This window comes from Halobacillus salinarum (assembly GCF_022919095.1).
In the GTDB taxonomy this organism is placed as follows: domain Bacteria; phylum Bacillota; class Bacilli; order Bacillales; family Halobacillaceae; genus Halobacillus_B; species Halobacillus_B salinarum.
The window spans coordinates 463,532-483,844 of sequence record NZ_CP095073.1 but is presented as its reverse complement, the minus strand read 5'-3'; the positions used below and the strand labels follow the sequence as shown (position 1 = coordinate 483,844).

Annotated in this window: 25 protein-coding genes and 1 pseudogene; 6 read left to right on the top strand and 20 right to left on the bottom strand. The window is 47.0% G+C overall.

The window, feature by feature from the left end; all coding sequences use genetic code 11:
* Nucleotides 1-20 precede the first annotated feature (20 nt).
* The 7 genes and pseudogenes from MUN89_RS02665 to MUN89_RS02635 form a co-directional block, all read right to left on the bottom strand.
* Entirely contained in the window at nucleotides 21-902 is an 882-nt protein-coding gene (locus tag MUN89_RS02665) for an ABC transporter ATP-binding protein (RefSeq protein WP_244711174.1), read from the bottom strand.
* Nucleotides 903-982: 80 nt separating this feature from the next.
* Nucleotides 983-1,405, bottom strand: a complete 423-nt coding sequence (locus MUN89_RS02660; protein ID WP_244711173.1) for a hypothetical protein — start codon at nucleotides 1,403-1,405, stop codon at nucleotides 983-985.
* Between the two features lie 36 nt (nucleotides 1,406-1,441).
* Nucleotides 1,442-1,561 (bottom strand): annotated as a pseudogene (locus MUN89_RS21790) (TetR/AcrR family transcriptional regulator); the annotation flags it as partial.
* A 265-nt stretch (nucleotides 1,562-1,826) separates the two neighbouring features.
* Complete coding sequence (locus MUN89_RS02650) at nucleotides 1,827-3,026, bottom strand: hypothetical protein (protein WP_244711171.1); 1,200 nt, start codon at nucleotides 3,024-3,026, stop codon at nucleotides 1,827-1,829.
* A gap of 2 nt (nucleotides 3,027-3,028) precedes the next feature.
* Nucleotides 3,029-3,484 (bottom strand): RNA polymerase sigma factor, encoded by a 456-nt coding sequence (locus tag MUN89_RS02645; RefSeq protein ID WP_244711169.1) that lies wholly within the window; start codon nucleotides 3,482-3,484, stop codon nucleotides 3,029-3,031.
* A gap of 222 nt (nucleotides 3,485-3,706) precedes the next feature.
* Nucleotides 3,707-4,243, bottom strand: a complete 537-nt coding sequence (locus tag MUN89_RS02640) for a GNAT family N-acetyltransferase (protein WP_244711167.1) — start codon at nucleotides 4,241-4,243, stop codon at nucleotides 3,707-3,709.
* Nucleotides 4,244-4,307: 64 nt separating this feature from the next.
* Nucleotides 4,308-5,294 carry an oxidoreductase gene (locus MUN89_RS02635; RefSeq protein ID WP_244711166.1) on the bottom strand — a complete coding sequence of 329 codons (987 nt, stop codon included), beginning with the start codon at nucleotides 5,292-5,294 and terminating at the stop codon, nucleotides 4,308-4,310.
* 140 nt (nucleotides 5,295-5,434) lie between these two features.
* On the opposite strand from MUN89_RS02635, the gene MUN89_RS02630 reads away from it, so the two are divergent.
* Together MUN89_RS02630 and MUN89_RS02625 are read left to right on the top strand one after the other, a co-directional pair.
* Complete coding sequence (locus MUN89_RS02630) at nucleotides 5,435-5,842, top strand: MerR family transcriptional regulator (RefSeq protein ID WP_244711164.1); 408 nt, start codon at nucleotides 5,435-5,437, stop codon at nucleotides 5,840-5,842.
* A gap of 70 nt (nucleotides 5,843-5,912) precedes the next feature.
* Nucleotides 5,913-6,539 (top strand): cysteine hydrolase family protein, encoded by a 627-nt coding sequence (locus MUN89_RS02625; RefSeq protein WP_244711162.1) that lies wholly within the window; start codon nucleotides 5,913-5,915, stop codon nucleotides 6,537-6,539.
* A gap of 2 nt (nucleotides 6,540-6,541) precedes the next feature.
* On the opposite strand, the gene MUN89_RS02620 is transcribed toward MUN89_RS02625, so the two are convergent.
* Genes MUN89_RS02620 through MUN89_RS02610 form a run of 3 tightly spaced genes read right to left on the bottom strand, consistent with a single transcriptional unit; the run spans nucleotide 6,542 to nucleotide 8,122 of the window.
* Nucleotides 6,542-7,234, bottom strand: a complete 693-nt coding sequence (locus MUN89_RS02620) for a class I SAM-dependent methyltransferase (protein WP_244711160.1) — start codon at nucleotides 7,232-7,234, stop codon at nucleotides 6,542-6,544.
* Between the two features lie 19 nt (nucleotides 7,235-7,253).
* Complete coding sequence (locus tag MUN89_RS02615; protein WP_244711158.1) at nucleotides 7,254-7,568, bottom strand: hypothetical protein; 315 nt, start codon at nucleotides 7,566-7,568, stop codon at nucleotides 7,254-7,256.
* A 29-nt stretch (nucleotides 7,569-7,597) separates the two neighbouring features.
* Entirely contained in the window at nucleotides 7,598-8,122 is a 525-nt protein-coding gene (locus tag MUN89_RS02610) for a DUF4871 domain-containing protein (protein WP_244711157.1), read from the bottom strand.
* 80 nt (nucleotides 8,123-8,202) lie between these two features.
* Between MUN89_RS02610 and MUN89_RS02605 the strand changes: the two genes are divergently transcribed.
* Nucleotides 8,203-8,544 (top strand): hypothetical protein, encoded by a 342-nt coding sequence (locus MUN89_RS02605; RefSeq protein ID WP_244711155.1) that lies wholly within the window; start codon nucleotides 8,203-8,205, stop codon nucleotides 8,542-8,544.
* A gap of 117 nt (nucleotides 8,545-8,661) precedes the next feature.
* Nucleotides 8,662-8,901: a hypothetical protein gene (locus MUN89_RS02600; RefSeq protein WP_244711153.1), complete on the top strand. Its 240-nt coding sequence runs from the start codon at nucleotides 8,662-8,664 to the stop codon at nucleotides 8,899-8,901.
* Between the two features lie 61 nt (nucleotides 8,902-8,962).
* Here the strand turns inward: MUN89_RS02600 and MUN89_RS02595 are convergent, their stop codons facing one another.
* The 5 genes from MUN89_RS02595 to MUN89_RS02575 all read right to left on the bottom strand — a co-directional run bounded on the left by MUN89_RS02595 (nucleotide 8,963) and on the right by MUN89_RS02575 (nucleotide 12,494).
* The gene (locus MUN89_RS02595) at nucleotides 8,963-9,496 is read right to left on the bottom strand and encodes a GrpB family protein (protein WP_244711151.1); all 534 of its coding nucleotides are present in this window, start codon (nucleotides 9,494-9,496) and stop codon (nucleotides 8,963-8,965) included.
* Nucleotides 9,497-9,509: 13 nt separating this feature from the next.
* The gene (locus MUN89_RS02590) at nucleotides 9,510-10,145 is read right to left on the bottom strand and encodes an MFS transporter (RefSeq protein WP_244711149.1); all 636 of its coding nucleotides are present in this window, start codon (nucleotides 10,143-10,145) and stop codon (nucleotides 9,510-9,512) included.
* Between the two features lie 413 nt (nucleotides 10,146-10,558).
* Nucleotides 10,559-10,723 carry a hypothetical protein gene (locus MUN89_RS02585; protein ID WP_244711148.1) on the bottom strand — a complete coding sequence of 55 codons (165 nt, stop codon included), beginning with the start codon at nucleotides 10,721-10,723 and terminating at the stop codon, nucleotides 10,559-10,561.
* Between the two features lie 90 nt (nucleotides 10,724-10,813).
* A complete protein-coding gene (locus tag MUN89_RS02580; RefSeq protein WP_244711146.1) occupies nucleotides 10,814-11,599 on the bottom strand; it encodes an SDR family NAD(P)-dependent oxidoreductase in 786 nt (261 codons plus the stop codon).
* Nucleotides 11,592-12,494 (bottom strand): aldo/keto reductase, encoded by a 903-nt coding sequence (locus tag MUN89_RS02575; protein ID WP_244711144.1) that lies wholly within the window; start codon nucleotides 12,492-12,494, stop codon nucleotides 11,592-11,594. The genes MUN89_RS02580 and MUN89_RS02575 overlap by 8 nt, the downstream gene beginning before the upstream one ends.
* 231 nt (nucleotides 12,495-12,725) lie before the next feature.
* Between MUN89_RS02575 and MUN89_RS02570 the strand changes: the two genes are divergently transcribed.
* A complete protein-coding gene (locus MUN89_RS02570) occupies nucleotides 12,726-13,877 on the top strand; it encodes a hypothetical protein (RefSeq protein ID WP_244711142.1) in 1,152 nt (383 codons plus the stop codon).
* Between the two features lie 82 nt (nucleotides 13,878-13,959).
* Here MUN89_RS02570 and MUN89_RS02565 read toward each other — a convergent pair whose 3' ends face one another.
* From MUN89_RS02565 to MUN89_RS02555, 3 genes are all read right to left on the bottom strand, one after another.
* Nucleotides 13,960-14,499: a GNAT family N-acetyltransferase gene (locus tag MUN89_RS02565; RefSeq protein ID WP_244711140.1), complete on the bottom strand. Its 540-nt coding sequence runs from the start codon at nucleotides 14,497-14,499 to the stop codon at nucleotides 13,960-13,962.
* 199 nt (nucleotides 14,500-14,698) lie between these two features.
* A complete protein-coding gene (locus MUN89_RS02560) occupies nucleotides 14,699-15,109 on the bottom strand; it encodes a GNAT family N-acetyltransferase (RefSeq protein WP_396266072.1) in 411 nt (136 codons plus the stop codon).
* A 109-nt stretch (nucleotides 15,110-15,218) separates the two neighbouring features.
* On the bottom strand, nucleotides 15,219-16,751 hold the full coding sequence (locus MUN89_RS02555; protein WP_244713540.1) for a DHA2 family efflux MFS transporter permease subunit: 1,533 nt from the start codon (nucleotides 16,749-16,751) through the stop codon (nucleotides 15,219-15,221).
* A 156-nt stretch (nucleotides 16,752-16,907) separates the two neighbouring features.
* Between MUN89_RS02555 and MUN89_RS02550 the strand changes: the two genes are divergently transcribed.
* Nucleotides 16,908-17,786, top strand: a complete 879-nt coding sequence (locus tag MUN89_RS02550) for a TetR/AcrR family transcriptional regulator (RefSeq protein WP_244711138.1) — start codon at nucleotides 16,908-16,910, stop codon at nucleotides 17,784-17,786.
* Between the two features lie 45 nt (nucleotides 17,787-17,831).
* Here MUN89_RS02550 and MUN89_RS02545 read toward each other — a convergent pair whose 3' ends face one another.
* Together MUN89_RS02545 and MUN89_RS02540 are read right to left on the bottom strand one after the other, a co-directional pair.
* Nucleotides 17,832-18,353, bottom strand: coding sequence for a DinB family protein (locus MUN89_RS02545; protein ID WP_244711137.1), 522 nt, complete (start codon nucleotides 18,351-18,353; stop codon nucleotides 17,832-17,834).
* A 160-nt stretch (nucleotides 18,354-18,513) separates the two neighbouring features.
* Nucleotides 18,514-20,028: a malate:quinone oxidoreductase gene (locus MUN89_RS02540; protein ID WP_244711135.1), complete on the bottom strand. Its 1,515-nt coding sequence runs from the start codon at nucleotides 20,026-20,028 to the stop codon at nucleotides 18,514-18,516.
* Nucleotides 20,029-20,313 lie beyond the last annotated feature (285 nt).

Below are 20,313 nucleotides of genomic sequence, written 5' to 3'. Positions count from 1 at the left end.
TTCCTCCTCCTTTCAGACGGTTATCCTTCATAATGGCGCATGAACAAATCTTCAAGCGTCGGCGGCACCGATTCAAATTTCTTAACCCCGAGCTTGCTTGCTTCTCTCAAAATATCATCAAGGTATTGATGCTCTGCTGAAAAGGTCGCTTGTTGATCCTTTTGTTCAAAATCAAACACGCCCTTAACACCAGCCATTTCAGCTACATCGCCTTCTGTTGCAATCGTAATGGTGGAACGAGTCAAATGGCGCAGTTCATCAAGACTGCCGGACTCCACGATCTCCCCTTGGCGGATGATGACAACCCTGTCGGCCAAGCGCTCTACTTCACTCAATATATGAGAGGATAACAGGATGGATTTCCCTGCTTCTTTAAGTTTTTCAACTTCTTCCTGGAAAATCGCCTCCATTAAAGGATCGAGTCCTGACGTGGGTTCATCAAAAATGTATAAATCCGAATCAGCGGCTAAGGCTGCGATCAAACCAACCTTTTGACGATTCCCTTTCGAATATCCTTTGGCTTTTTTCTTAGGATCCAGCTCAAACCGTTTAATTAAATAATCGCGTTTTTCCTTGTCTCCCCCGCCATGTAGTTTCAGAAACAAATCGATAATTTCACCACCACTCAGGTTCCCCCACAAGGTGACGTCCCCTGGAACGTAGGATATGCGTTTGTGAATTTCAAGACTGTCTTTCCACACATCCTTACCGAATATTTCCGCAGTACCGGCATCTCGTTTAATAATTCCCAGTAAAATACGGATCGTCGTCGATTTACCAGCTCCATTAGGTCCAATAAAACCGACCACTTCTCCAGCCTCTACCGTGAATGCCACATCACTCAACGCCTGAAACTTACCGAATTTCTTTTGTAACCCCTGGATATTCACAAATTCCGGCATAACACGACACTCCTTTTCTAGTATCTTTCTCCTATGGACTTTTCAGGCAGCCATCTGTCCCGTTATCCAACCGCGAGATGCTAACCTTCTTTATAAAAGCTACGCTTCAATATTTCCGCGTAGTTCTCCCATTCTTTAAGATACTGCTCTCCGAATTCCCTCATGTCTTCAAAAGTATTGATTTGCTTGATAGCTTTATCTCCAAATCCGAACATCGTCCAATTCAGAATTTCAATCGCCTTTTCGATATCGAGGTCTTCACGGAACATGGAGTAATCAATATCCTGATAGATCATCCTCGTGCCTCGTTCATAGACTTCATCCACTTTGCTCCTAATCGTATCTTTGACTTCAGGCGACTCCTCCTGAAGGGAATTAGCCAGAAAATCAAAGACGTGAGGGAACTTTTTGTGGATGTACAATTTCTGTATACCTATATTTTCGAGCCTTTTAAAAAGATCCCTTTCTGTTAAATCAATGTGTTCATAAAGCTGCTCAATCATTTGCACGCTGTAATCGATTAAATAGACATACAGGTCTTTCTTGTTATTAAAATAATTAAATAAGGAGCCTTTAGAGATTTGAGCCTCTTTGACAATTTCGTTTGTGGAAGCTTTATCAAATCCATTTTGGACGAATTCCTTGATGGATGCGTTAATAATCAGCTCTTTCTTATCACCTGTTAATTTATGAAAATTGGAATTAATGACTGTAATCTCCTTCCGCTGATTATTTGACCACTTCGGTCATTTCAAGAATAGCACCAATGACCAGATTGGTCAATATCATGGACAGATGGTGTAAAAAAATATTTGGCACCCTTTTTTATGAGCGTAGAAGAACGCATTAATAAAATTGTGATTCCACTGTTGATTCAATAGTGAAAGCCATAAAAAAAGATTAGGAGGCAGCAGCCTCCTAATCTTATAAAGTGAGCTCACCTAAGTTCGATAAGCCTTTCTGTTCTTTTCCTGCCCTGGCTTCGCGGAAGAGGCCGTGATGGACGCGGACGAACTTCTGCAGCTCGCCTTTCACACTTTTGCTCGGAATAACTACTTCCCCTAAAATATCAAGAGAAGCCATTCCATGTGCTAAGCTTGCGGCATCCACGCCGTCATCGAAGCGCAGCTGGCCGGAGACGATAAAGGCGGCCGGATGGTCCAACGCTTCCAGCTGCTCTTTCGTCCACTGCTCTTCACCTTCAATAAAAATGAACCGGTCCTTATAAGAGAGCACCTCGGTTTCAAGCAGCGGCGAACGTTCGTAAACAAGATCCTCAAGCTCCTCCTGACAGACGATAATCGAAGACGAATGGATCGCTTCAAAGGCATGGGAAAGTTGTTCCCGTGTCACGTCCGCTTCCAGTAAGATTGGTTTTTTCGTAAACAGCTTCGCGTTTTTAAAGCGGCGGATGGATCTGCCGTTGATCCTCAGCATTTTGTCAGCCACCTGGTAGCCGTCCGGAATGACGTCAACCTTGCCTTTCAAGCCGTCTGACTTTTGATAAAAATACGGTTCCTGGCTCTCAAATACGGAGACGAGCCCTTTTACTTCCAGCTTATACAGCTTCTCTTTATAGAGGTCCATGTCCAGGTCAGGCGAAAAGTGAAGCTTGCCGCTGACGACCAGATACAATGGCTTTTCAAGGGCGTTTAAGTGTCCATTGGTGAGCTCAAACGAACCTTTTTCAAACCGGAAAATCGCTTCTTCGTACGTCTTTACTTTGGCCGTCCCTTCTGAAAACAACGAGTAGACCGCCCCGGCCAGGTGCTTCGGACAATAGACCGTGCCGGCGACCATAAGTTCGACCGGGGCGTTACGCAGCTGCTCCGGCTGCACACTTTCTGCAATCATGACGTCATCCTCAGCAAACAGCTTCACAGGCTCCGTTATGGACTGGAGATACGACTCGTCAATTTCAATCATCTCATCGACAAACGTATAACCCTCCGGAATCTCGAGGCACAGCCCGACATTTTCGATATTCATTTTGTTTAACAGATGGGACGTCTGCTTCCGGTAGAAGACAATCCCCACATTTTCGATTTCTTCAATTTCCGCAATACTCTCTTCTGTCGCATGAATTAAATTGAGTTTTCCAATGTTTCCGATACGCTGACTCATCCTTATTCCTCCTCAAAATAGTTTCGTAATCGCTTCATCGCCTGCTGCAGTTTGAAACGGACCGTGGAAGCGGGAAGCTCGAGCTGCTCGCCGATTTCCTTGCTGGAAAGGCCGACCCAGTAGCGCTTGAAGACAATGTCGCTCTGATCACTGGGAAGCTTTGATAAGAGCTCCACCGTCTCAAGCCGGCGTCCGGTCAGCTCTTCGACTGGAAAATCGAGATCCTCTTCCCAGCTGGATAAGCGCTGGTCCTTTCTGCGCTGGTCGATCAGCTTATTTTTTATCACCCGGTAAAACCACGCTTTCTGCTTATGGCGCGGCCACTCCAGCAAGTCCTCCTGCTCCAGCGATTTCACTAAAGCATCCTGAACGAGATCCTTGCCTTCCTGCTCGTGACGGGCGATTGAATTCGCAAACCGGTGCAAATCGTGCTTTAACGTTTCATATAAATCACTCACTTCCACACAGATCACTCACTTTATCGGTTATTTCAACAGCCGGCTTATTTGTCTCTCATGTAGATAACGCGTGAGGAGGAGAAACTGATGGAATTTTTCTAAAAAAATTCCGTACCGAGTAAAAAGCATCTATTAAACTACTTCGACTGAGCTGCCCGGAATCCTCTAGAAAAAAAGCATGACCCGTGGAAAATGAGCGGGTCATGCTTTCTACTGCGCTTCTTAAAAGGGTTTATACCAGAACAAAGCCTTGTCGATATGCGGGTTGTGTAAATGCCTGTAGAGATCCATGCCTCCGAGCTGAAATCCATGTTTCATGTAAAACCGGCACGCGGCTAAATTATCATCCTGGGTTTCCAGCGACAGGCCGATCAGCTGATGCCCGCGGGCCCATTCCTCAGCTTTCTTCAGGAGCAAAGCCCCGACGCCATGCTTTCTAACTTCTTTTTTTACCGCGATGTTTTCAATATAGCAAAACCGTGTAAAATCCTTGATGATTCTCAGCTGCCCGATGCATTCATCATGCAGATAAGCGAGAAAAAGGGCTTTTTCGTCTCGGTCGATATACGACTCCCAGTCCAGGTGGTCGTCAGGGAAGCTAGTTTCTTCAGGCTCAGCAAACAGCACCTCTTCGGTAGACCAGGAGCCGTGATGAAAGCTCGGGACAATTTTGCCGAAAATCGGGAAAGGATCATTTACTGCGTTGACATCTTTTATTAAGTCGTTCGTTAAAGGCACAATCTTTATCTGCTCCTGCATACAGAACCTTCTTTCCAGTTGAAGTGAACGGCTCCTTGATGGAGTCGCACGTTAAACAACCACCTTATTCCGGAAACGAAACGCCGGTCATGTTTTCACTGAGTGTCCATAACCGCTCAGCGCTTTCCTGATCAATCGCCCACGGGCGGACCCCGTGCTCTTTTTCGCTGTCTTCAGGCACGGCTTCAGCTATATCGACATCCTCACAATACACTCCGCCGCGGCCATTCAGCTGCGGGCTCACCGCACACCACACACTCGTCGCAGCCCCCTGCTCGATGGATTTAAACGAAGCTTTCAGTTCGCTGAACATGTCTTCCATTGCCCCTTTTTTCACGGGCTTCGGTCCCATTTCCTTCTCGGTTAAATCTCTTCCGAGGTCTGTCGTAGGGATCAGCCCCGGGTGCACAGAAAATGCCCGGATGCCTTCGTCTTTTCCTAACTCATCCAGTTTAAGCGCGAATAATACATTGGCGGTTTTCGACTGCGCATAAGCCTTCCATTTATCATACGCAGTTGATTGATAATGAGGATCGTCAAAGTTCATTCCGCCAAGCCGGTGGCCTCTCGAGGAAACAGCGACCACTCTTGCTCCGCCGGCTTTTTTCAGCGCCGGCCAAAGCCTTGCTGTCAGCTGAAAGTGGCCGAGATGATTGGTGGAAAATTGAGATTCATAGCCTCGTTCATCCCTCCGGAGCGGCGGCGCCATCACTCCTGCACTGTTGATCAGGATATGAAGCGGCCGGTGGGTTTCTAGAAAGCGACGGGCAAAAGCGTCAATCGATTCTTGATCCATCAAATCCATCGTATCGATCTCCACATTCGGAATTCCGGCTAAAGCACGCTCCCCCTTCTCCCTATTTCTCACAGGAACAACGACTTCAGCGCCAGCTTGAGCGAGCACTCTCGTCGTTTCTAGCCCGATTCCTGAATAGCCCCCAGTGACGATCGCAACCTTTCCACTTAAATCCTCGCCGCCGATGACTTCCTGCGCTGTGGTCTCAGCTCCAAAGCCTGAATGAATCGGATTTTGCTTCGTGATCGGTTCCATTTCCATTCCCCTTTTCTTTAAGGTACGTTTTATTCACCTTCTACTTTAAACCTATAAGTGCACTCCAAAGCAAACACCAGGCTTGTTCTGGTATAATTTATCCCATACGAACGAGAACTTCGAATTTGGAGGGCATCCGCATGGCTAAAACCATCAAGCAGGCAGCAGAGGAATTGAAGATCGCGGCAGATACGATCCGTTATTATGACCGGGTGGGCCTGCTCCCGAACTTACAACGGGACAACAACGGCTACCGCCTGTTTTCGGACGAGGACATGTACACGCTTGAGATGATTAAATGCTTCAGGGCAACGAATATGAGCATCGAGGACTTAACAAAAATCTTCGCTGTGCAAATTGACGACCCAAGGTTTCCCTTGCCGAACGGCTTAAAATCATTACCAGGCAGCGCGAAAACCTGTTGGAACAGCGGAAGCAAATCGATGAAGCGCTCGCGCTCACCGATTATAAAATCAAGCGCTATAACGAAAAACTTGGGAAGTAGCCTCACTTCTCGCTTGATTTTTTCAATTATCATGGATGATTAAAAAACGTCATGGAACCGGTCTTCCTCCCATATATTTTTCGTGAAGAATAAATACATAGGAGGAACACGGCATGCTTACACCACATCCCGACCACACGGCCATCGTTATCACTGATCCCCATAATGATTTTCTCTCTCCGGGAGGAAAAGGGTACCATTTAACGAAAGAGACGATAGAAAAGTACCATACACTGCACAACCTGGAGCTTTTACTGCGAACAGCCTTCCACAAAGGGTACCAGCTGTTTATTTCCCCGCATTATATTTATCCTCACGATTACCAGTGGCAGATGACCGGCGCTGAACAGCAAATGCTCCTGCACCTCCGGGTCTATCAAAAGCAAAACGCCTATACTCCCCCTTCCCCGGGCGGAGACTGGGTGCCGGCTCTGAAGCCGTTTATTTTAGACCGGCGCACGGTTGTCGCAACCGCTCATAAAGTCGCAAGTCCCCAGACCAATGATTTAGTCTACCAATTACGCCAGCATAGAAAAGAGAACGTCATCCTGGCAGGTGTACTGTCCAATGTGTGCGTCGAGTCCCATATGCGCGATTTAATTGAAAACGGCTTTCAAACCGCTGTCGTCTATGATGCCACAGCGACCATCAGTGAACGAGACTTTCAAGCAGCCGTCACCAACTACCATGCGTTCAGCAGCGGAACGTGGACGACTCAGCAGGCGATTCACTTTATGTAAAATTACAACCGCCTAACCTTTAACATCGTATTTCCGCCGGCTTGAAACTCATAGCCTACGTTCACTTCCTCCACGTCACAGCCTTGGTCATGGAGAAACGAAATGATTTCGTCCAGGTGCGGATACCGATGGCCTTCTAAATCAATTAAAGGAAACAACCGCAGTTCTTCTTTTGTGACTCTGATGAGTTCTTCCAGCGTTTGTTTATGAAACTCCACATCAAGTCGGTCCGCATACATAAAAAGAAAATGCGCCGATAAAGTCAGATCAAACTGCTGATCGTGAAAAGGCAGCTCCGGCAGCTCGACCGGAAGATAATGGCCGCGGTTGACCTCCATACCGCGTATGCAGTCTTCTAAAGCTGTTCTACGGTGGTCCCCGAGCGATTCAAGATTGTGAAAATAATCCCACACATAATTGCTTTCCGCTTTTTTCATATGTACAAGCGCGTGGCTGATATCCTCCTGCCCTTTCTTTTCAAGGGCTTCTACCGAATGATCGTAGGCGATATCACATGCGGTTACGCTGATTCCTTGCTCCCGCGCCTTCGCCGTAAACGAACAGGCTCCGGCTGGACAGTCGAGAATATTTTTCCCCTGCAGGTGTTCTTCGGTGAGTGCAAACATATCGATATATTCCTCGTAAGTTCTTCCTATAAAAATGATTTTGTCTAAATCGAGTTTCGTTTTATTCATCCTTACGTCCTCCCTGCTCCTATAAATCCTCTGCCTTTTCTTCCTGCTTCCACTTCCGGTAGTTGTAATAGAACTCCCCGAAAAAGAGCGCCAAAAAAAAGACGACTAGAATCAAGTTGGTGATAAAAGAATAGTCGGTGAACAGAAGAATCACAAGGACCGCACCTAGAGAAATCGGCAGTGATGTCCACGTGCGCATCATCCTTCTTCGATAACTCAATCGAAAATAATTAACCGCGTATCCTTTATCTACTTTTTCCTTACCTTGATAGACTTTTGAAAAGATAAAACCTATGATAGCTACGGTAATGGCAGGCGCGACGAAAAACAGCAAAAAACCCCTCCTTTGTTGGCTTGGATACGTTACTTAGAAACAACCTCCACCACTATGTTCCCTTGCGCTTCCCCATCGACCAGCACGCTCAGCTTCCAAATACCTGAGGAAGGAAATTTCAGGTTAGAAGGCATGTTGGCTTCATTTTCGTTCAATTGAACCGACTTCGTAAACTCGCCTGTAAAGATCTGAACCTCTTCCTTTGAACCTTTTTTATGACCTGTTATTTTTACAGGACGATCTTTCAAGTTTTCGCCTCCCCAGTAAAGCCAGAAATACTTATTCGGTTTACTCGATACGATGGGAAACGGGCCCGTGATGCCAAATCCATTTTTGTTTCCCGTGACCTCATAAGCAGCAGGTTCTCCGTCCGACTTGGTTTTGTAGGTAAACGTTGGAGAAAGGTCCCACTCTTTATCCTGCTCTTCCGCTTCCACCGAAGCCTCTGTGCCATCCGTTGAGGTCTCGTCTGCGGGTTGACGATCCGCTTCACATGCAGCGAGGAGCACGATGAATAAAGTCAGACAGGCTGAAAAACGAAGAGATTTTTTCAATTGGCTCGGACCTCCTTTTTTAAAAATGGCCTCACTTGTTTTACAATAAATGGAGATCGACAGTAGAGGGAAGTGTTCGTGTGAAAAAAGCGATGACCGTTCTCCTAGTCTTTGTTTTGCTGGGCGGACTAACAGGATATCTCGTGACCAAAAGTGAACCTTTACTTCCTGGTAATTACTCGAAGATAGAGCTTGTGAAAAACGAAAAAGTAGTAAAAGCGATCACAGAAGAACAAGAGATTAAGAGAATCGTTAAGGAGATCAATCGCTCTAACCGGGAAATCAAGGAGGATATAGGATTACCAGAACCGATTGGAGAGCTTAAATTTTATTCAGAAAAAGGAGTGCTTTCATTATCCTATTTCCCAGGTGGTGCGGTCACTGTTGATCAGTACTTAATTGAATCGAGATTAGACTTATAAAAAACGCTGCTTCGTTATTTTCCATACGCACAAACGGAACCTGTCTTCGACTCGTCAATTTTTCAAAAATGGCGTAACATTAGGGCATAGCTTCATCATCTTGAAAGGAAGATTATTATGGCAGTAGAAAACGAAAGATATTTATCCTTACTTTATTTTTTTCCCTTTTTCACCTTAACTTTTAGTGTCACAGCCTACACCTTTGGGGTAGCCGGGTTAATCGGGGGCGTAGGGATCATCGTATCAATCATCTGCATCCTGTTAAAAAAGAGCGTAAGTTCAGCCTGGAAGAGCATGTTTTTAACGATTGCCATCGTCATCGTGCGCACCATTATGGTTTTCACAATCGGCTTTTGACCACGCGCCAGCTCCTGCCACCCAGTCTAAGTGGCGCGTAAAGCTTTTTCACTCCTTTTTTTCAGCCACCCGCCTGCTTCCAGGCAAGCGCCCGCTGTTCCAGTTTTTTCACAAACTCATCTTTCCCGTCCATATAGCCTTGAATGTCTGCAGGGAATTTCTCTGCCAGACGCGCTTTCAAGTTACCATACTCCGCGGCTGCTTCCGGATGAGCGGTGAGATAATCGCGGACAGCGAGATGCCGCTCAATCTCATGCGTATTGTCAGATTGGAACATATGAATTTGGTGGGTTCTATTTTCCCCGCCTTTTCGGAAATACCGGCGTCCTGCAATGCCGAATTCCCCAAGCGGCTCATAACCGATCTCGACCATTTGGTCATTGTAGTGGTCTATATTTTCTATATTTTCAGCGACAGGCATGATATCGATAATTGGCTTTGCTTTTAAATTCGGCACCGACGTGCTGCCGATATGATGGATCTCAAGCAGTTCGTCTTTGAAGATGTTTTTGATCAGTTTCTCTTCTTTGTGAAATAATTCGCTCCAGTTCCGATCGTAATCGACGACTCTAACGTTCATGGCGCGGTTGACCATGTAAAACACCCTCCTATTTGAATGTATGGACGATAAAGCTTTCCTCTGTAATGTCATCCTCCCCATGAGTTAACGTCTGTAAAAATTCCTCCCATAATGCTTGGACCTGCTCTGTTTCATTGACCGTTTCCATACTTGAATCATAGTCTCTTTTGCTGGAAAAGCATTGCAGTTCCACGATGTCTCCATTTCCATTCAGGTCGTGAAGGTGGCGCGAGGCTCCGCGGATATATTGATCATAGACGCTGCCTGCGTCGGCTTGGATATGCAGATACTGGTCTATTTTTTCCGGGTCAATCGTGTAGCGGTACAGTTTGGCAAATGATTCGGCGGGTAAAAGGTCTCTTGAGGTGCGAATGGTTTTAAAGGAGCGTTCGTTGAAGGCATCTCCAGCACATAAACGGCGGACTTCCTGCCATTTATGTGCGATGCGGGAATCGTCATTGATGTTTTTCATTAGCCTGATGTATTCGGTATGAGAAGGAAATTCGTTCATCTCCATCCACCTGCCGCGGTCGTTCATGTCCTGTAAAAACAGAAAGTCACAGGCGATGTATTCTTGATAAATCCTCGCAACGTCTGCTTGCAGGTGAAGAAAATCTTCGACATTTTCAGGGTTGATTTGATACTCGTATAAGTGAACAAACACGAAATCCCTCCCTAATAAGAGAATTCTAGGTTCATGTGTGAAACCCTCTAAACTCCTAAACTAATCACCTATTCGGCAGAATGATCCTTAGATGGTTCAGGCACGTGCTTGTACTTCGTTAAGTACGGAGTGATGGGGAAACCAATGAAAAACCACAAAAAACTGAAGAGGATATTCATCATGTCAGATTGAAAAGGTTGTATCCATACCCCAATCATAAGCATTGGAATCAACACTACTCCCACAACGATAAGCCTTGACGGAAAAATCATCCTTTGCGTACAGCCGCACTCCCTGCACGCCAAAACAGAATAAAACATATTGCCCACTAGAACATCCCGGTATTTAAGTTTTTTATGACAACACACGCACGTAGTTGGTTCGATAGACTTGCACTCTCCTAACTATATCGTTCAATTAAGTGAACCTGAAATTTGCATCGTAGTGAACTGTTGTTGTTTTGCAAAGGCAGCAAATGGTTTAAGCGTAAGGTGTTCCTCCTGGTGCTGGTTCTTATCTATACGAAATAGAATGGCTGTAAGGAGCAATCCAACAATAATGACACTCCCTATCATCATCTTTTCTTTCCTGCTCCTAGGCTCGAGCTCCCTCCCCCGCCGGCAAAAAAATAATCCACCCGCTCCGGATGGACCACCCTTTACCTTAAATTACCATGCCGTCCAGCCGCCATCAACAACTAAGTTGTGGCCGGTCACATAGCTCGATGCTTCAGAGGCTAAAAACACGACGGCTCCCTGCAGTTCCTCAGGCTTACCAATTCTCCCGAGCGGCGTTTTCTTCTGTAGATTCCCAATGAACGTCGTATTCTGCTGGACGTCATCACTCGGAAAAGGCCCTGGGGAGATGCAATTCGCACGGATGCCTTTAGAACCGTAATGGCACGCCAAATAGCGGGTGAACTGGATAATCGCTGCTTTTCCTGCCCCGTAATTCGCGGGATTGTCAAAGCCGGAATCGCCGTACACCGACGGCTCCGGGGAAACGATGCCGTACATCGAGGAAATGTTGATAAGGACGCCGTTTTTCTGCTGCAGCATATAAGGAAGCACGGCTTTCACATTACGGAAGACGTTATGGATCGACCCGTCGATCCCCTTTTCCCAGTCCTCCTCCTTAATCGTGTCCACCGCTCCGGCCGCTCCGTAATAAGCATTGTTCACGAGCCCATCAATTTGATGATGCTCGTTATAAATTTGCTCATAGGTCGCGATAATTGACTGGCTGTCGGACACATCGATGCTGTAGCCTTTACTGTTCCCGTTGTACTTACGATTTAATTGCTCCGCGAGCTCTCGGCATTTCTTTTTGTCGCGGCTTACGATCATGACATCCGCTCCGTGCCGGGCGAGCCCCTCTGACATTGCGGCGCCTAAATACCCGGCTCCGCCTGTTACGATGACCGTTTTTCCGGTTAAGTCAAACAGGTTATCCATGTTCTATATTCCCCCAACGGCTTGGCGTAATGATTTGTTCAGGCATATGGGCAAAAGTCGTTTTTACAAGCTCGATGATTTCTTTTTTTAACGGCGGCAGCTGATAGATTCGCACGTTTTCCTGAAGCTGACGGACGGTCTCGCAACCGATCACGAGTTTATCCACCTCCGGCAAATCACGCACAAACAACAAAGCAAGCTCGGCCGGAGTCAGATGTACGGAAGCGGCAAGCTTCTGAAAGTCCAGGAGAGGCTGGCGGGCGAAGGTGAGATTGGCCGGAAGCTGGTCTGGATCCATCACTAACAGCCCCTGGAGCAGGGCACTTCTCGTATGTATTTCCACCCCTTTTTGCGAAAGCTTTCCGAGCAGGCCGCTCTGAGTTAACCGCTGGTCGAAGACATTCAGCGGCACCTGGATGATATCCAGCCCGTCAAGCTCAAGAAACCGCTCCACTTCACTCGGCTTGTTGACGGATACGCCAATTTTTTCAACTGTTCCCTGTTTCTTTAAGGCCATAAGCTCGCGCATAACCGCGCCGCCGTGAGAATCTATGTTTTTGGGATCATGCAGCAGGCAGCCGTCCAGCCGGGTAAGCTGTAAATCAGCGAGAGACTTTTGAATAGTAGCCGGCACGACCCATTTTTCATTCGTACCTGCGTCAATCCCAGGGATTTTCGTAATGATGCGCACTTTGTGGCGGGGAGGGTTTTTGGAAAAATAAGCCCCGATGATTTCCTCGCTTTCCCCGTACGCAGCAGCCGTATCAAGCACGTCCACCCCGCGCTTCACCGCGTAATCGATGATGTTGAAGGCTTCCTGCCTTGCGGGCTTGCCTGACTGGTTGGCCACTCCATACGAGAGCCCGAGCTGTACCGTTCCTAAAGCTAGCTTCATAGTATCCTCCTATTCAGGAACTCTTGGCTGAAATTCATCACTACCATCAGCTTATGAACCGCGGTTGTGCAATATGATTTGAACCCCTAAAGCTGTCCAATATTTCCATATGTTACATATCCATAAAATTGTAGTAAAAGAAACTCGAACCATAGCAAAATATGTTAAAATATAGAAACCGCTTTACATAGATTGCTAGAGCCCATCATCTACATAAAGGAAGTGAACAGCATGAAGAAAATCTATCTCCTGCTTGCAGCCGTGCTTCTCGTCGGCATGCTGGCAGCGTGTACGGAGAAGACCTCGACCTCACCGGAGGAGGACGGGAAAGACGACCAGAAATCTGAGGAAAACGCGAAGGATAATCAGTCGGAAGATAAAGAAAAAGATAAAGAAGCTTCGGATTCTGAAGAAAAGAAAAAGGAAGAGAAGGAAAAAGAACCAGAACAGCCTTTCAAGGCACTCCAGCCGGCTGACGACGCCAAGCCTTTGAAGGAAACGATGTCGAAAGAGGACGTGAATAAAATGCCGGTCGTCGAAGCGCACGGCGATGACCGCACGCGAATGATTCCTGTCGGCAACACCCTCATGAAAGGCACGGAAGACAAAACGAACGGCCCGTTGAAGAAATACCGGCTCGTCACCTATTACGGCAACCCTCATTCCACGCAGATGGGGATTCTCGGCACGATGGAGCCGAACGCTCTCATGAAAAAGCTGAAGGAGCAGACACAGGCTTACTCGAATGCGGATCCGTCCCACCCGGCCGTGCCGACGATTGAGCTGATTACCACCATCGCCCAGCGCAATCCCGGCCCGAACGGCAAGTATTATCACATGACGTCCAAGGATGACATTGAAGAATACGCCAAGCTCGCCAAAGAAAACAATGCGCTGCTTATGCTGGATGTCCAGCTTGGCCGTGACAGTGTTATGCACCAGGTAAAGCTGATTGAAAAATGGCTGAAGCTCCCTTACGTGCACCTGGCGATCGATACGGAATTCCACGTCGATAAAGGCGAAGTACCCGGGGTCAATCTCGGCCACGTCGACGGCTCAGAAGTCCAGAAAGCGGTGAATTACGTAGACAAGCTCGTTGAAGAAAACAACCTGCCGGACAAAATCGTACTCGTCCACCAGTTCACCGATGCGGCCGTGACGAACAAGCAGGGCATTAAACCGACCGACAACGTCGAAGTCGCGTTAAACTTTGACGGCTGGGGCGACTCACCAACCAAAATGTCGCTCTATCGCAAATTTGTCCGCAACGACCCGGTTCAGTACGGCGGCTTTAAGGTGTTCTATAGTAAAGACCAGCCCGTTATGAAGCCGGAGGATGTCTTGAAGCTTGATCCGAACCCGGCGATCATTAACTATCAATAAGCTCACCAGCCCAGTTTCTCTGAAGCTGGGTTTTCTTTTTCTCAAAAAAAAGACGCCTGGATGTTTTCTCTCCAAGCGCCCCTTATTCGTTTATGACAGCGTACACCTTTAAGTCTTTGTGCTCCCCTTTTACATACATGGCCTTTCTACTGATCCCTTCATAAGACATCCCTGCCTTGTTCATCACCCGCTCCGAACCTTTGTTATCTACAAAGCACCTCGCCTGGATGCGCACTAAGTCCAGCTGATCGAAGCCAAAAGAAATGACCGCTCTCACAGCTTCGGTAATTAACCCTCGGCCCCAGTAGTCTTTCGACAGCACATAGCCGAGTTCTGCACAAGCGTGTTCCGGCTGCCACCAAACAAAGTGGACGGTTCCTATGAATTTCCCGTTTTCCTTAAGCTCAATTCCCCAAGGGGCATCATAGCGGGGGATAAAAGTCTCGATAAATTCAATGGTATCGGTTAAGGAAGCATGGGTCTCCCACGTTACCGATTTCGTGACTTCTTCATCTGAAGCGTAGACATACATATCTTCTGCGTCATCGATAGTAATTTTTCGAAGCAGGAGGCGTTCCGTTTCTATGACGGGGACCTCAGCAATTTTTTCTAAACGATTCATTATATCCCCCACACTTTAGTAAAGATTACAGACTGATTCTAATGTTTCGAACGAAAAGGGGCCTAGCGAATCCTCGTTCCATTCCGGCTTTAACAAGGAAAAAATGGCGGCATCGTGAGATTGATTGTTTTGATAAAGATATCCTCTCAACAGCCCTTCCTGTGCAAAACCTAACCGCTTCAGCAGCTGGATGGACGCTTCATTCTGCGGATAAGTCACCGCCCATCCGGTACAAGTCCAGCTCTTCAAAAGCATAGCGCAGCACTTCTTTCACGGCTTCAGTGGTAAGGCCTTTCGCCCAATGGGAAGGATGTAATTCATAGCCAATCTCCGCCTTTTTGCTCCACGTGCTTAAGTTGTTGAGGCCCAGGGTGCCCACGAATTCGCCGGTCGCTTTTAGCACCATGCCCCACCGGATGCCCCGCTTGGATTCATACGTCTTCTGGAACGAGTCGATGATTTGTACGGCGTCCTCCCTATGTTGTAAAGCATCCATGCCGTAATACTTCGTGACTTCGGCGTTTGACATGACTTCAAAATAGCTTTCGGTATGCTCCTCACTCACTTGGACTAAGTTCAGCCGCTTTGTTTCTAACGCAGGAAACGCCATGGCACTCTCTCCCCTCTATGTATTGATACTAAGTATATGGGCTCTGTCGACCATCATCAACCACAACAAAAAAAAGACAGGGAGCGATTTCCCTGTCTCTTTCAATCTATTATTCAGCTGCTACCTGACCTGGCTCAACGACAACTTCCTTGTTATCTTCTTCTTTCGCAGGCTTCGACCGTTTCATAAAGAAAGCAAGGACGAGCGCGACACCAGCGATCAAGGCAGAAATCATAAACGTAAAATTAATGCCGTGAAGCATGGCTTCATGCGCGATCTGGAGCTTCGCTGCAGCGGCAGCCTCAGCAGACGGCTGAGCCGCGTTCGGATCGACATTCGCCATCGCTTCTTCCGCAAGATCCTTTGCAGAAGACTCCGTGCGCCGGTTCATGACCGTAATCAGTAACGCCGAACCAATCGCGCCGGAAACCTGCTGAAGCGTATTGTTCATCGCTGTTCCGTGCGGGTTGTTTTTCGCCGGCAGCTGGTTCAAGCCGTTCGTCATCACCGGCATCATGACCATCGCCATGCCGAACATGCGGAACGTGTAAAGCAGGATCAGCGTTGAATACGGTGTATCCATGCCGATTCTACTAAAGTAGAAGGAAGTGACAACCGTAATCGTAAGACCAATAACGGCAAGCGTACGCGCTCCGTATTTGTCAAACAGCTTCCCGGTAATCGGCGACATGATTCCCATCACAATCGCACCCGGAAGCATTAATAATCCGGAGTGGAACGGTGAAATGCCGCGGATCGTCTGGACGTAAATCGGCATCAGAATCATCGCCGAGAACATCGCAACCGAAATCACGATCATAATCGCAGACGATAAAGCAAACATCGGATATTTATAAATTCTGAACTCAAGCATTGGATCGTCCATGCGCAGCTGGCGGAGAATAAACGTCACTAACGCAATCGCACCCACTACAATCGTTCCGTATACGTACGGACTGTCCCAGCCTTTATCGCCGGCTGAGCTGAAGCCGTACAACAGGCCGCCAAAGCCGATGCTTGAAAGGACGAGTGAAAAGACGTCAAGCTTGATCGCACGCTGCGGCGTTACGTCTTTCAGTTTGAAAATCGCAACGATCACGGTAAGGACGGCAATCGGAAGCACGATATCAAACAACGTTCTCCACGTATAGTGCTCGATGATCCAGCCGGATAACGTCGGGCCGATCGCAGGAGCGGTAATCATCACAAGACCGAACGTTCCCATCGCCGCTCCCCGTTTTTCCACTGGAAAAGCAGTAAGCATGACGTTCATTAAGAGCGGCATCATAATCGCGGAACCGGACGCCTGGATCATCCGTGCCACAAGCAGAACGCCGAAGGCAGGAGCGATACTCGCCATGAACGTTCCGAGCGTAAACAACGACATCGCGGTAATGAACAATTTCTTATCATTAAAACGCTGGATGAAAAACGCACTGGCCGGAATCAAGATGCCGTTCACGAGCATATAGCCGGTGGACAGCCACTGGACGGCGGTAGCGTTCACGTCGAATTCCTTCATGATCGATGGCAAAGCAATATTTAATAACGTTTCATTTAAAATAGCGACAAACGCACCTATAAATAAAATGGCAATCATACCATAAGGCGGTTTCTTTTGTATTGATTGAATATCTGACATCATCAGACCTTCTTTCCCGTTTTTTAAACTGCTTTCTTATTCTATACCGGTAGTCTAAAAAAAGCAACAAGTTTTTTACAATAAAATAAAACCATTGATATAAAAGCACTTACAAGCTAAAATAAAACTAGACCAACAGTCCAAAAAGGAGACATCATGAGCAAAAAAAGAGACCAGATCAAAGAAGCCGCCCACCAATTATTTATTGAAAAAGGATTCGCCGCGACCTCGATCCAGGATATCCTCGATCAAGCCGGGATCGCGAAGGGAACCTTCTATAATTACTTCAATTCCAAGAACGAATGCCTGCGGGCTATTTTAGAAGCGATCCGGGATGAAGTGGACGCGAAACGGAAAGAGCTCGCGACCGGCAAAGCAAAGGATGACGAAGAGGTGTTCATCGAGCAGATGGCCGTCCGGCTGATCATGAACCGCCGCCACCACCTGTTGACCGTGTTTGAATCGGTGTCGTTTTCCGAAGACGAAGAGCTGAAATCGTTTATGAAGGACCAGCACCAGAGCGAGCTCAAGTGGATCGCGAAGCGCCTCGGCGATTTATATCCTTCTCAAGCAAAGCCCTACACGTTTGACCATGCGGTGATCTTCACCGGCATTATCCATCATCTGATGCACGTATGGAAAATGGGCTCGGCGAAGGATTTTGACACCGAAAAAGTAATTCGCTACGCGATGAAGCGCGTGAAATCAATGATTCCCGACCAGACAAAGAATGAAGATCTTTTCTTCCCGGCAGACTGGCTCGGCGCACCCGCCGCCCGGGCAGCGAGAGATTCGATGAGGCAGATGCGTTCGGCAGTCGAGGAACTTAGCACCAGGATTGATGAAGAGGGCACGGAGAAAGATCATGCCTCGATCCAGTTCCTGCTGACAGAGCTTGAAACCCCGAACCCGCGGAGTTTCTTGCTGGAAAGTGTGAGCCTGTCTCTTATGCAATCGTGGAAAGACACAGCATTTGAAAAAGAGGCAGAGGAATTAGTGAAGCTTGCGCAGAAGATATTAGATGAGGAAAACTAAAAAAACAGCTCCGCCCGTTTTTAAGCGGGCGAAGCTGTTGGATCATTATTTGAGAACTCCTAAAAATTCAACCCACGGACCGACATCTTTCCTGTACCGCTCCGCCAACACCCGTGTGATCTGCGAAATGTGCGTCAGGTCATGAACCGCCCAGGTCGATACAAGCTCCCTGACTTTTACCGTGCCGAGCGCCGGGTGGGAGCCCGTCTTTTCCAGCACCTCATCAGAATCCACAAGTTCCTTCAGCTTAGCAATGTTTTCAGTCCGCAGTGTTTGAAACTCAGAAAATCTCTCGCCAAGCGTTCTCTCTTCTGACTGGTTTAAATGCGCAAACCGGTCAAACGGAGGAAAGGCTTCTCCCTCCCCTGCTTCAAGGATGAACTGCAGCCTCGGAATAAAGTTGTGCTTTTCGCATTCAATCAAATGGTCGATGACTTCCACCGGATTCCAAGTGCCTTCACCTTCGCTGCTCGTCATCCAGCCTTGAGATAAATTGGCTAAGTAAGATTCCAAGGTTTTTGGGGTTTGTTCGAGTATTTCAATGGCTTCGTTTAGGTTGAAGTTCATAAAATCGCTCCTTTATTTTTAAAGTTCTAATGCCATTATAACCCATAGCCAATAACGAAGAATAATCTGAAAATAATAGCAGTTAGTATTTAGAAAAAAAGGACCTTTCATTCTTGAAAAATAAGATGAAAGGTCCTTTTTTTTATTTAGTATTCAATTATTAACTACGGACAGGCTCCTTAGGATTAAGACCCAACTTCTCAGAAGCTGACGCATGAACCTCATTAAGAAGTTTCGGATTGTCCATAAGCAACTTGCCATAGGAAGGAATCATTTCTTTGATTTTTGGCTCCCATTCCTCGATTTGCTGCGGGAAACACCTTTTCAAGATATCCAGCATGACCTGAACTGCTGTAGAAGCACCAGGGGAAGCTCCAAGCAACGCGGCGATGGATCCATCTGCAGAATTCACGACTTCGGTACCAAACTGCAGGGTGCCCTTGCCGCCTTCTTTTGTTTCTTTAATGACCTGCACGCGCTGACCGGCGACGACTAAATCCCAGTCCTCACTTTTTGCGTTCGGAATAAACTCGCGGATCGCTTCCATGCGCTGCTCTTTTGTCTGCAGCACTTGCTGGATCAAGTATTTTGTCAGTGCCATCTCTTTCACCCCTGCCCCTATCATGTTAAGGAGGTTATCCGGCTTGATGGATGTAAACAAATCAAACAGAGATCCATGTTTTAAGAACCTTGGTGAAAAACCGGCAAACGGTCCAAATAACAGTGATTTATTTCCGTCAATATACCTTGTGTCCAGGTGTGGCACGGACATCGGCGGTGCTCCGACCGGCGCTTTTCCGTACACTTTTGCTTCGTGCTGCTTGATCACTTCCGGGTTGTTGCAGACCATAAACTGGCCGCTGACTGGGAAGCCGCCGAAGCCTTTTCCTTCTGGTATGCCTGACTTTTGCAGCATATGCAGGGCGCCTCCGCCTCCGCCGATAAAGACAAAATTCGCATTGTGTAAAGAGGTCTCACCATTCTCAAGGTTTTTCACCTTCACGTTCCACGAGCCATCTTCTGAGCGTTTTAAGCCTTCGACGCTGTGCTTGTAATTAACCTCTACATTTCTTCCGTCTAAGTTCGTAAACAGCTTACGGGTCAGCTCGCCGAAGTTCACGTCTGTCCCTGTATCCATTTTTGTCGCTGCTACCGGCTCATTTAAGGTGCGGTCCTTCATAATAAGCGGAATCCATTCCTTTAGTTTCTCAGGATCATCGGAAAATTCCATCCCTTTAAACAGCGGGTTGCTCGTCATCGTTTCGTGACGCTTCTTTAGAAAGCTTACATTATCTTCGCCAAACACTAAGCTCATATGAGGGAGCGGTCGAATAAATTCCTGAGGATCCTTCAGCTGCCCGGTTTGAACGAGATAAGACCAGAACTGCTTGGAAACCTGAAATTGTTCGTTCGTTTTGATCGCTTTTGACATATCAATCGATCCATCCGGCTTTTCTTTTGTGTAATTTAATTCACAAAGTGCCGCATGACCTGTCCCTGCATTGTTCCACTCGTTAGAGCTTTCTTCCCCATTCTTATCGAGCTTCTCAAATACTTTCACGTTCCAGTCCGGGGCTAATTCTTTCAGGAGCGCCCCCAGCGTCGCGCTCATAATTCCCGCGCCAATTAAGATCACGTCTGTTTTCGTTTCTCTGCTGTTGCTCATATTAACCATCCTTAATCCATGAAATTTGCAGAAAAAATGCCTTGAAATCCCTTTTCTTGTTATCCATTTATATCTAATTTATCTATGGTACCGTTTTATCGTTGAAAAAATCACCATTCTCTTACAATTATAAACGATTTCAGGCGGATAAAAAAGTCAGAGCTCAATTTGTTAATCTAAATCGCTAGTGCTTCTTTCTTTTTCCTTAAGTGTCATTATTAAGCTAAGCTGTAAAAGCCCCAAAAGAAGATTCTTTCTTTTGGGGCTTAATTAATAGATTATTAATATATCACA

Coding starts and splice junctions, on each gene's coding strand:
- MUN89_RS02595 (WP_244711151.1), bottom strand. CDS start 9,496: ATGGTCAACCGCGCCATGAACGTTAGAGTCGTCGATTACGATCGGAAC.
- MUN89_RS02620 (WP_244711160.1), bottom strand. CDS start 7,234: ATGAATAAAACGAAACTCGATTTAGACAAAATCATTTTTATAGGAAGA.
- MUN89_RS02660 (WP_244711173.1), bottom strand. CDS start 1,405: ATGATTGAGCAGCTTTATGAACACATTGATTTAACAGAAAGGGATCTT.
- MUN89_RS02600 (WP_244711153.1), top strand. CDS start 8,662: ATGGCAGTAGAAAACGAAAGATATTTATCCTTACTTTATTTTTTTCCC.
- MUN89_RS02630 (WP_244711164.1), top strand. CDS start 5,435: ATGGCTAAAACCATCAAGCAGGCAGCAGAGGAATTGAAGATCGCGGCA.
- MUN89_RS02560 (WP_396266072.1), bottom strand. CDS start 15,109: ATGGCGTTTCCTGCGTTAGAAACAAAGCGGCTGAACTTAGTCCAAGTG.
- MUN89_RS02565 (WP_244711140.1), bottom strand. CDS start 14,499: ATGAATCGTTTAGAAAAAATTGCTGAGGTCCCCGTCATAGAAACGGAA.
- MUN89_RS02540 (WP_244711135.1), bottom strand. CDS start 20,028: ATGGTTAATATGAGCAACAGCAGAGAAACGAAAACAGACGTGATCTTA.
- MUN89_RS02575 (WP_244711144.1), bottom strand. CDS start 12,494: ATGAAGCTAGCTTTAGGAACGGTACAGCTCGGGCTCTCGTATGGAGTG.
- MUN89_RS02570 (WP_244711142.1), top strand. CDS start 12,726: ATGAAGAAAATCTATCTCCTGCTTGCAGCCGTGCTTCTCGTCGGCATG.
- MUN89_RS02585 (WP_244711148.1), bottom strand. CDS start 10,723: ATGATGATAGGGAGTGTCATTATTGTTGGATTGCTCCTTACAGCCATT.
- MUN89_RS02625 (WP_244711162.1), top strand. CDS start 5,913: ATGCTTACACCACATCCCGACCACACGGCCATCGTTATCACTGATCCC.
- MUN89_RS02580 (WP_244711146.1), bottom strand. CDS start 11,599: ATGGATAACCTGTTTGACTTAACCGGAAAAACGGTCATCGTAACAGGC.
- MUN89_RS02545 (WP_244711137.1), bottom strand. CDS start 18,353: ATGAACTTCAACCTAAACGAAGCCATTGAAATACTCGAACAAACCCCA.
- MUN89_RS02555 (WP_244713540.1), bottom strand. CDS start 16,751: ATGTCAGATATTCAATCAATACAAAAGAAACCGCCTTATGGTATGATT.
- MUN89_RS02665 (WP_244711174.1), bottom strand. CDS start 902: ATGCCGGAATTTGTGAATATCCAGGGGTTACAAAAGAAATTCGGTAAG.
- MUN89_RS02635 (WP_244711166.1), bottom strand. CDS start 5,294: ATGGAACCGATCACGAAGCAAAATCCGATTCATTCAGGCTTTGGAGCT.
- MUN89_RS02650 (WP_244711171.1), bottom strand. CDS start 3,026: ATGAGTCAGCGTATCGGAAACATTGGAAAACTCAATTTAATTCATGCG.
- MUN89_RS02550 (WP_244711138.1), top strand. CDS start 16,908: ATGAGCAAAAAAAGAGACCAGATCAAAGAAGCCGCCCACCAATTATTT.
- MUN89_RS02640 (WP_244711167.1), bottom strand. CDS start 4,243: ATGCAGGAGCAGATAAAGATTGTGCCTTTAACGAACGACTTAATAAAA.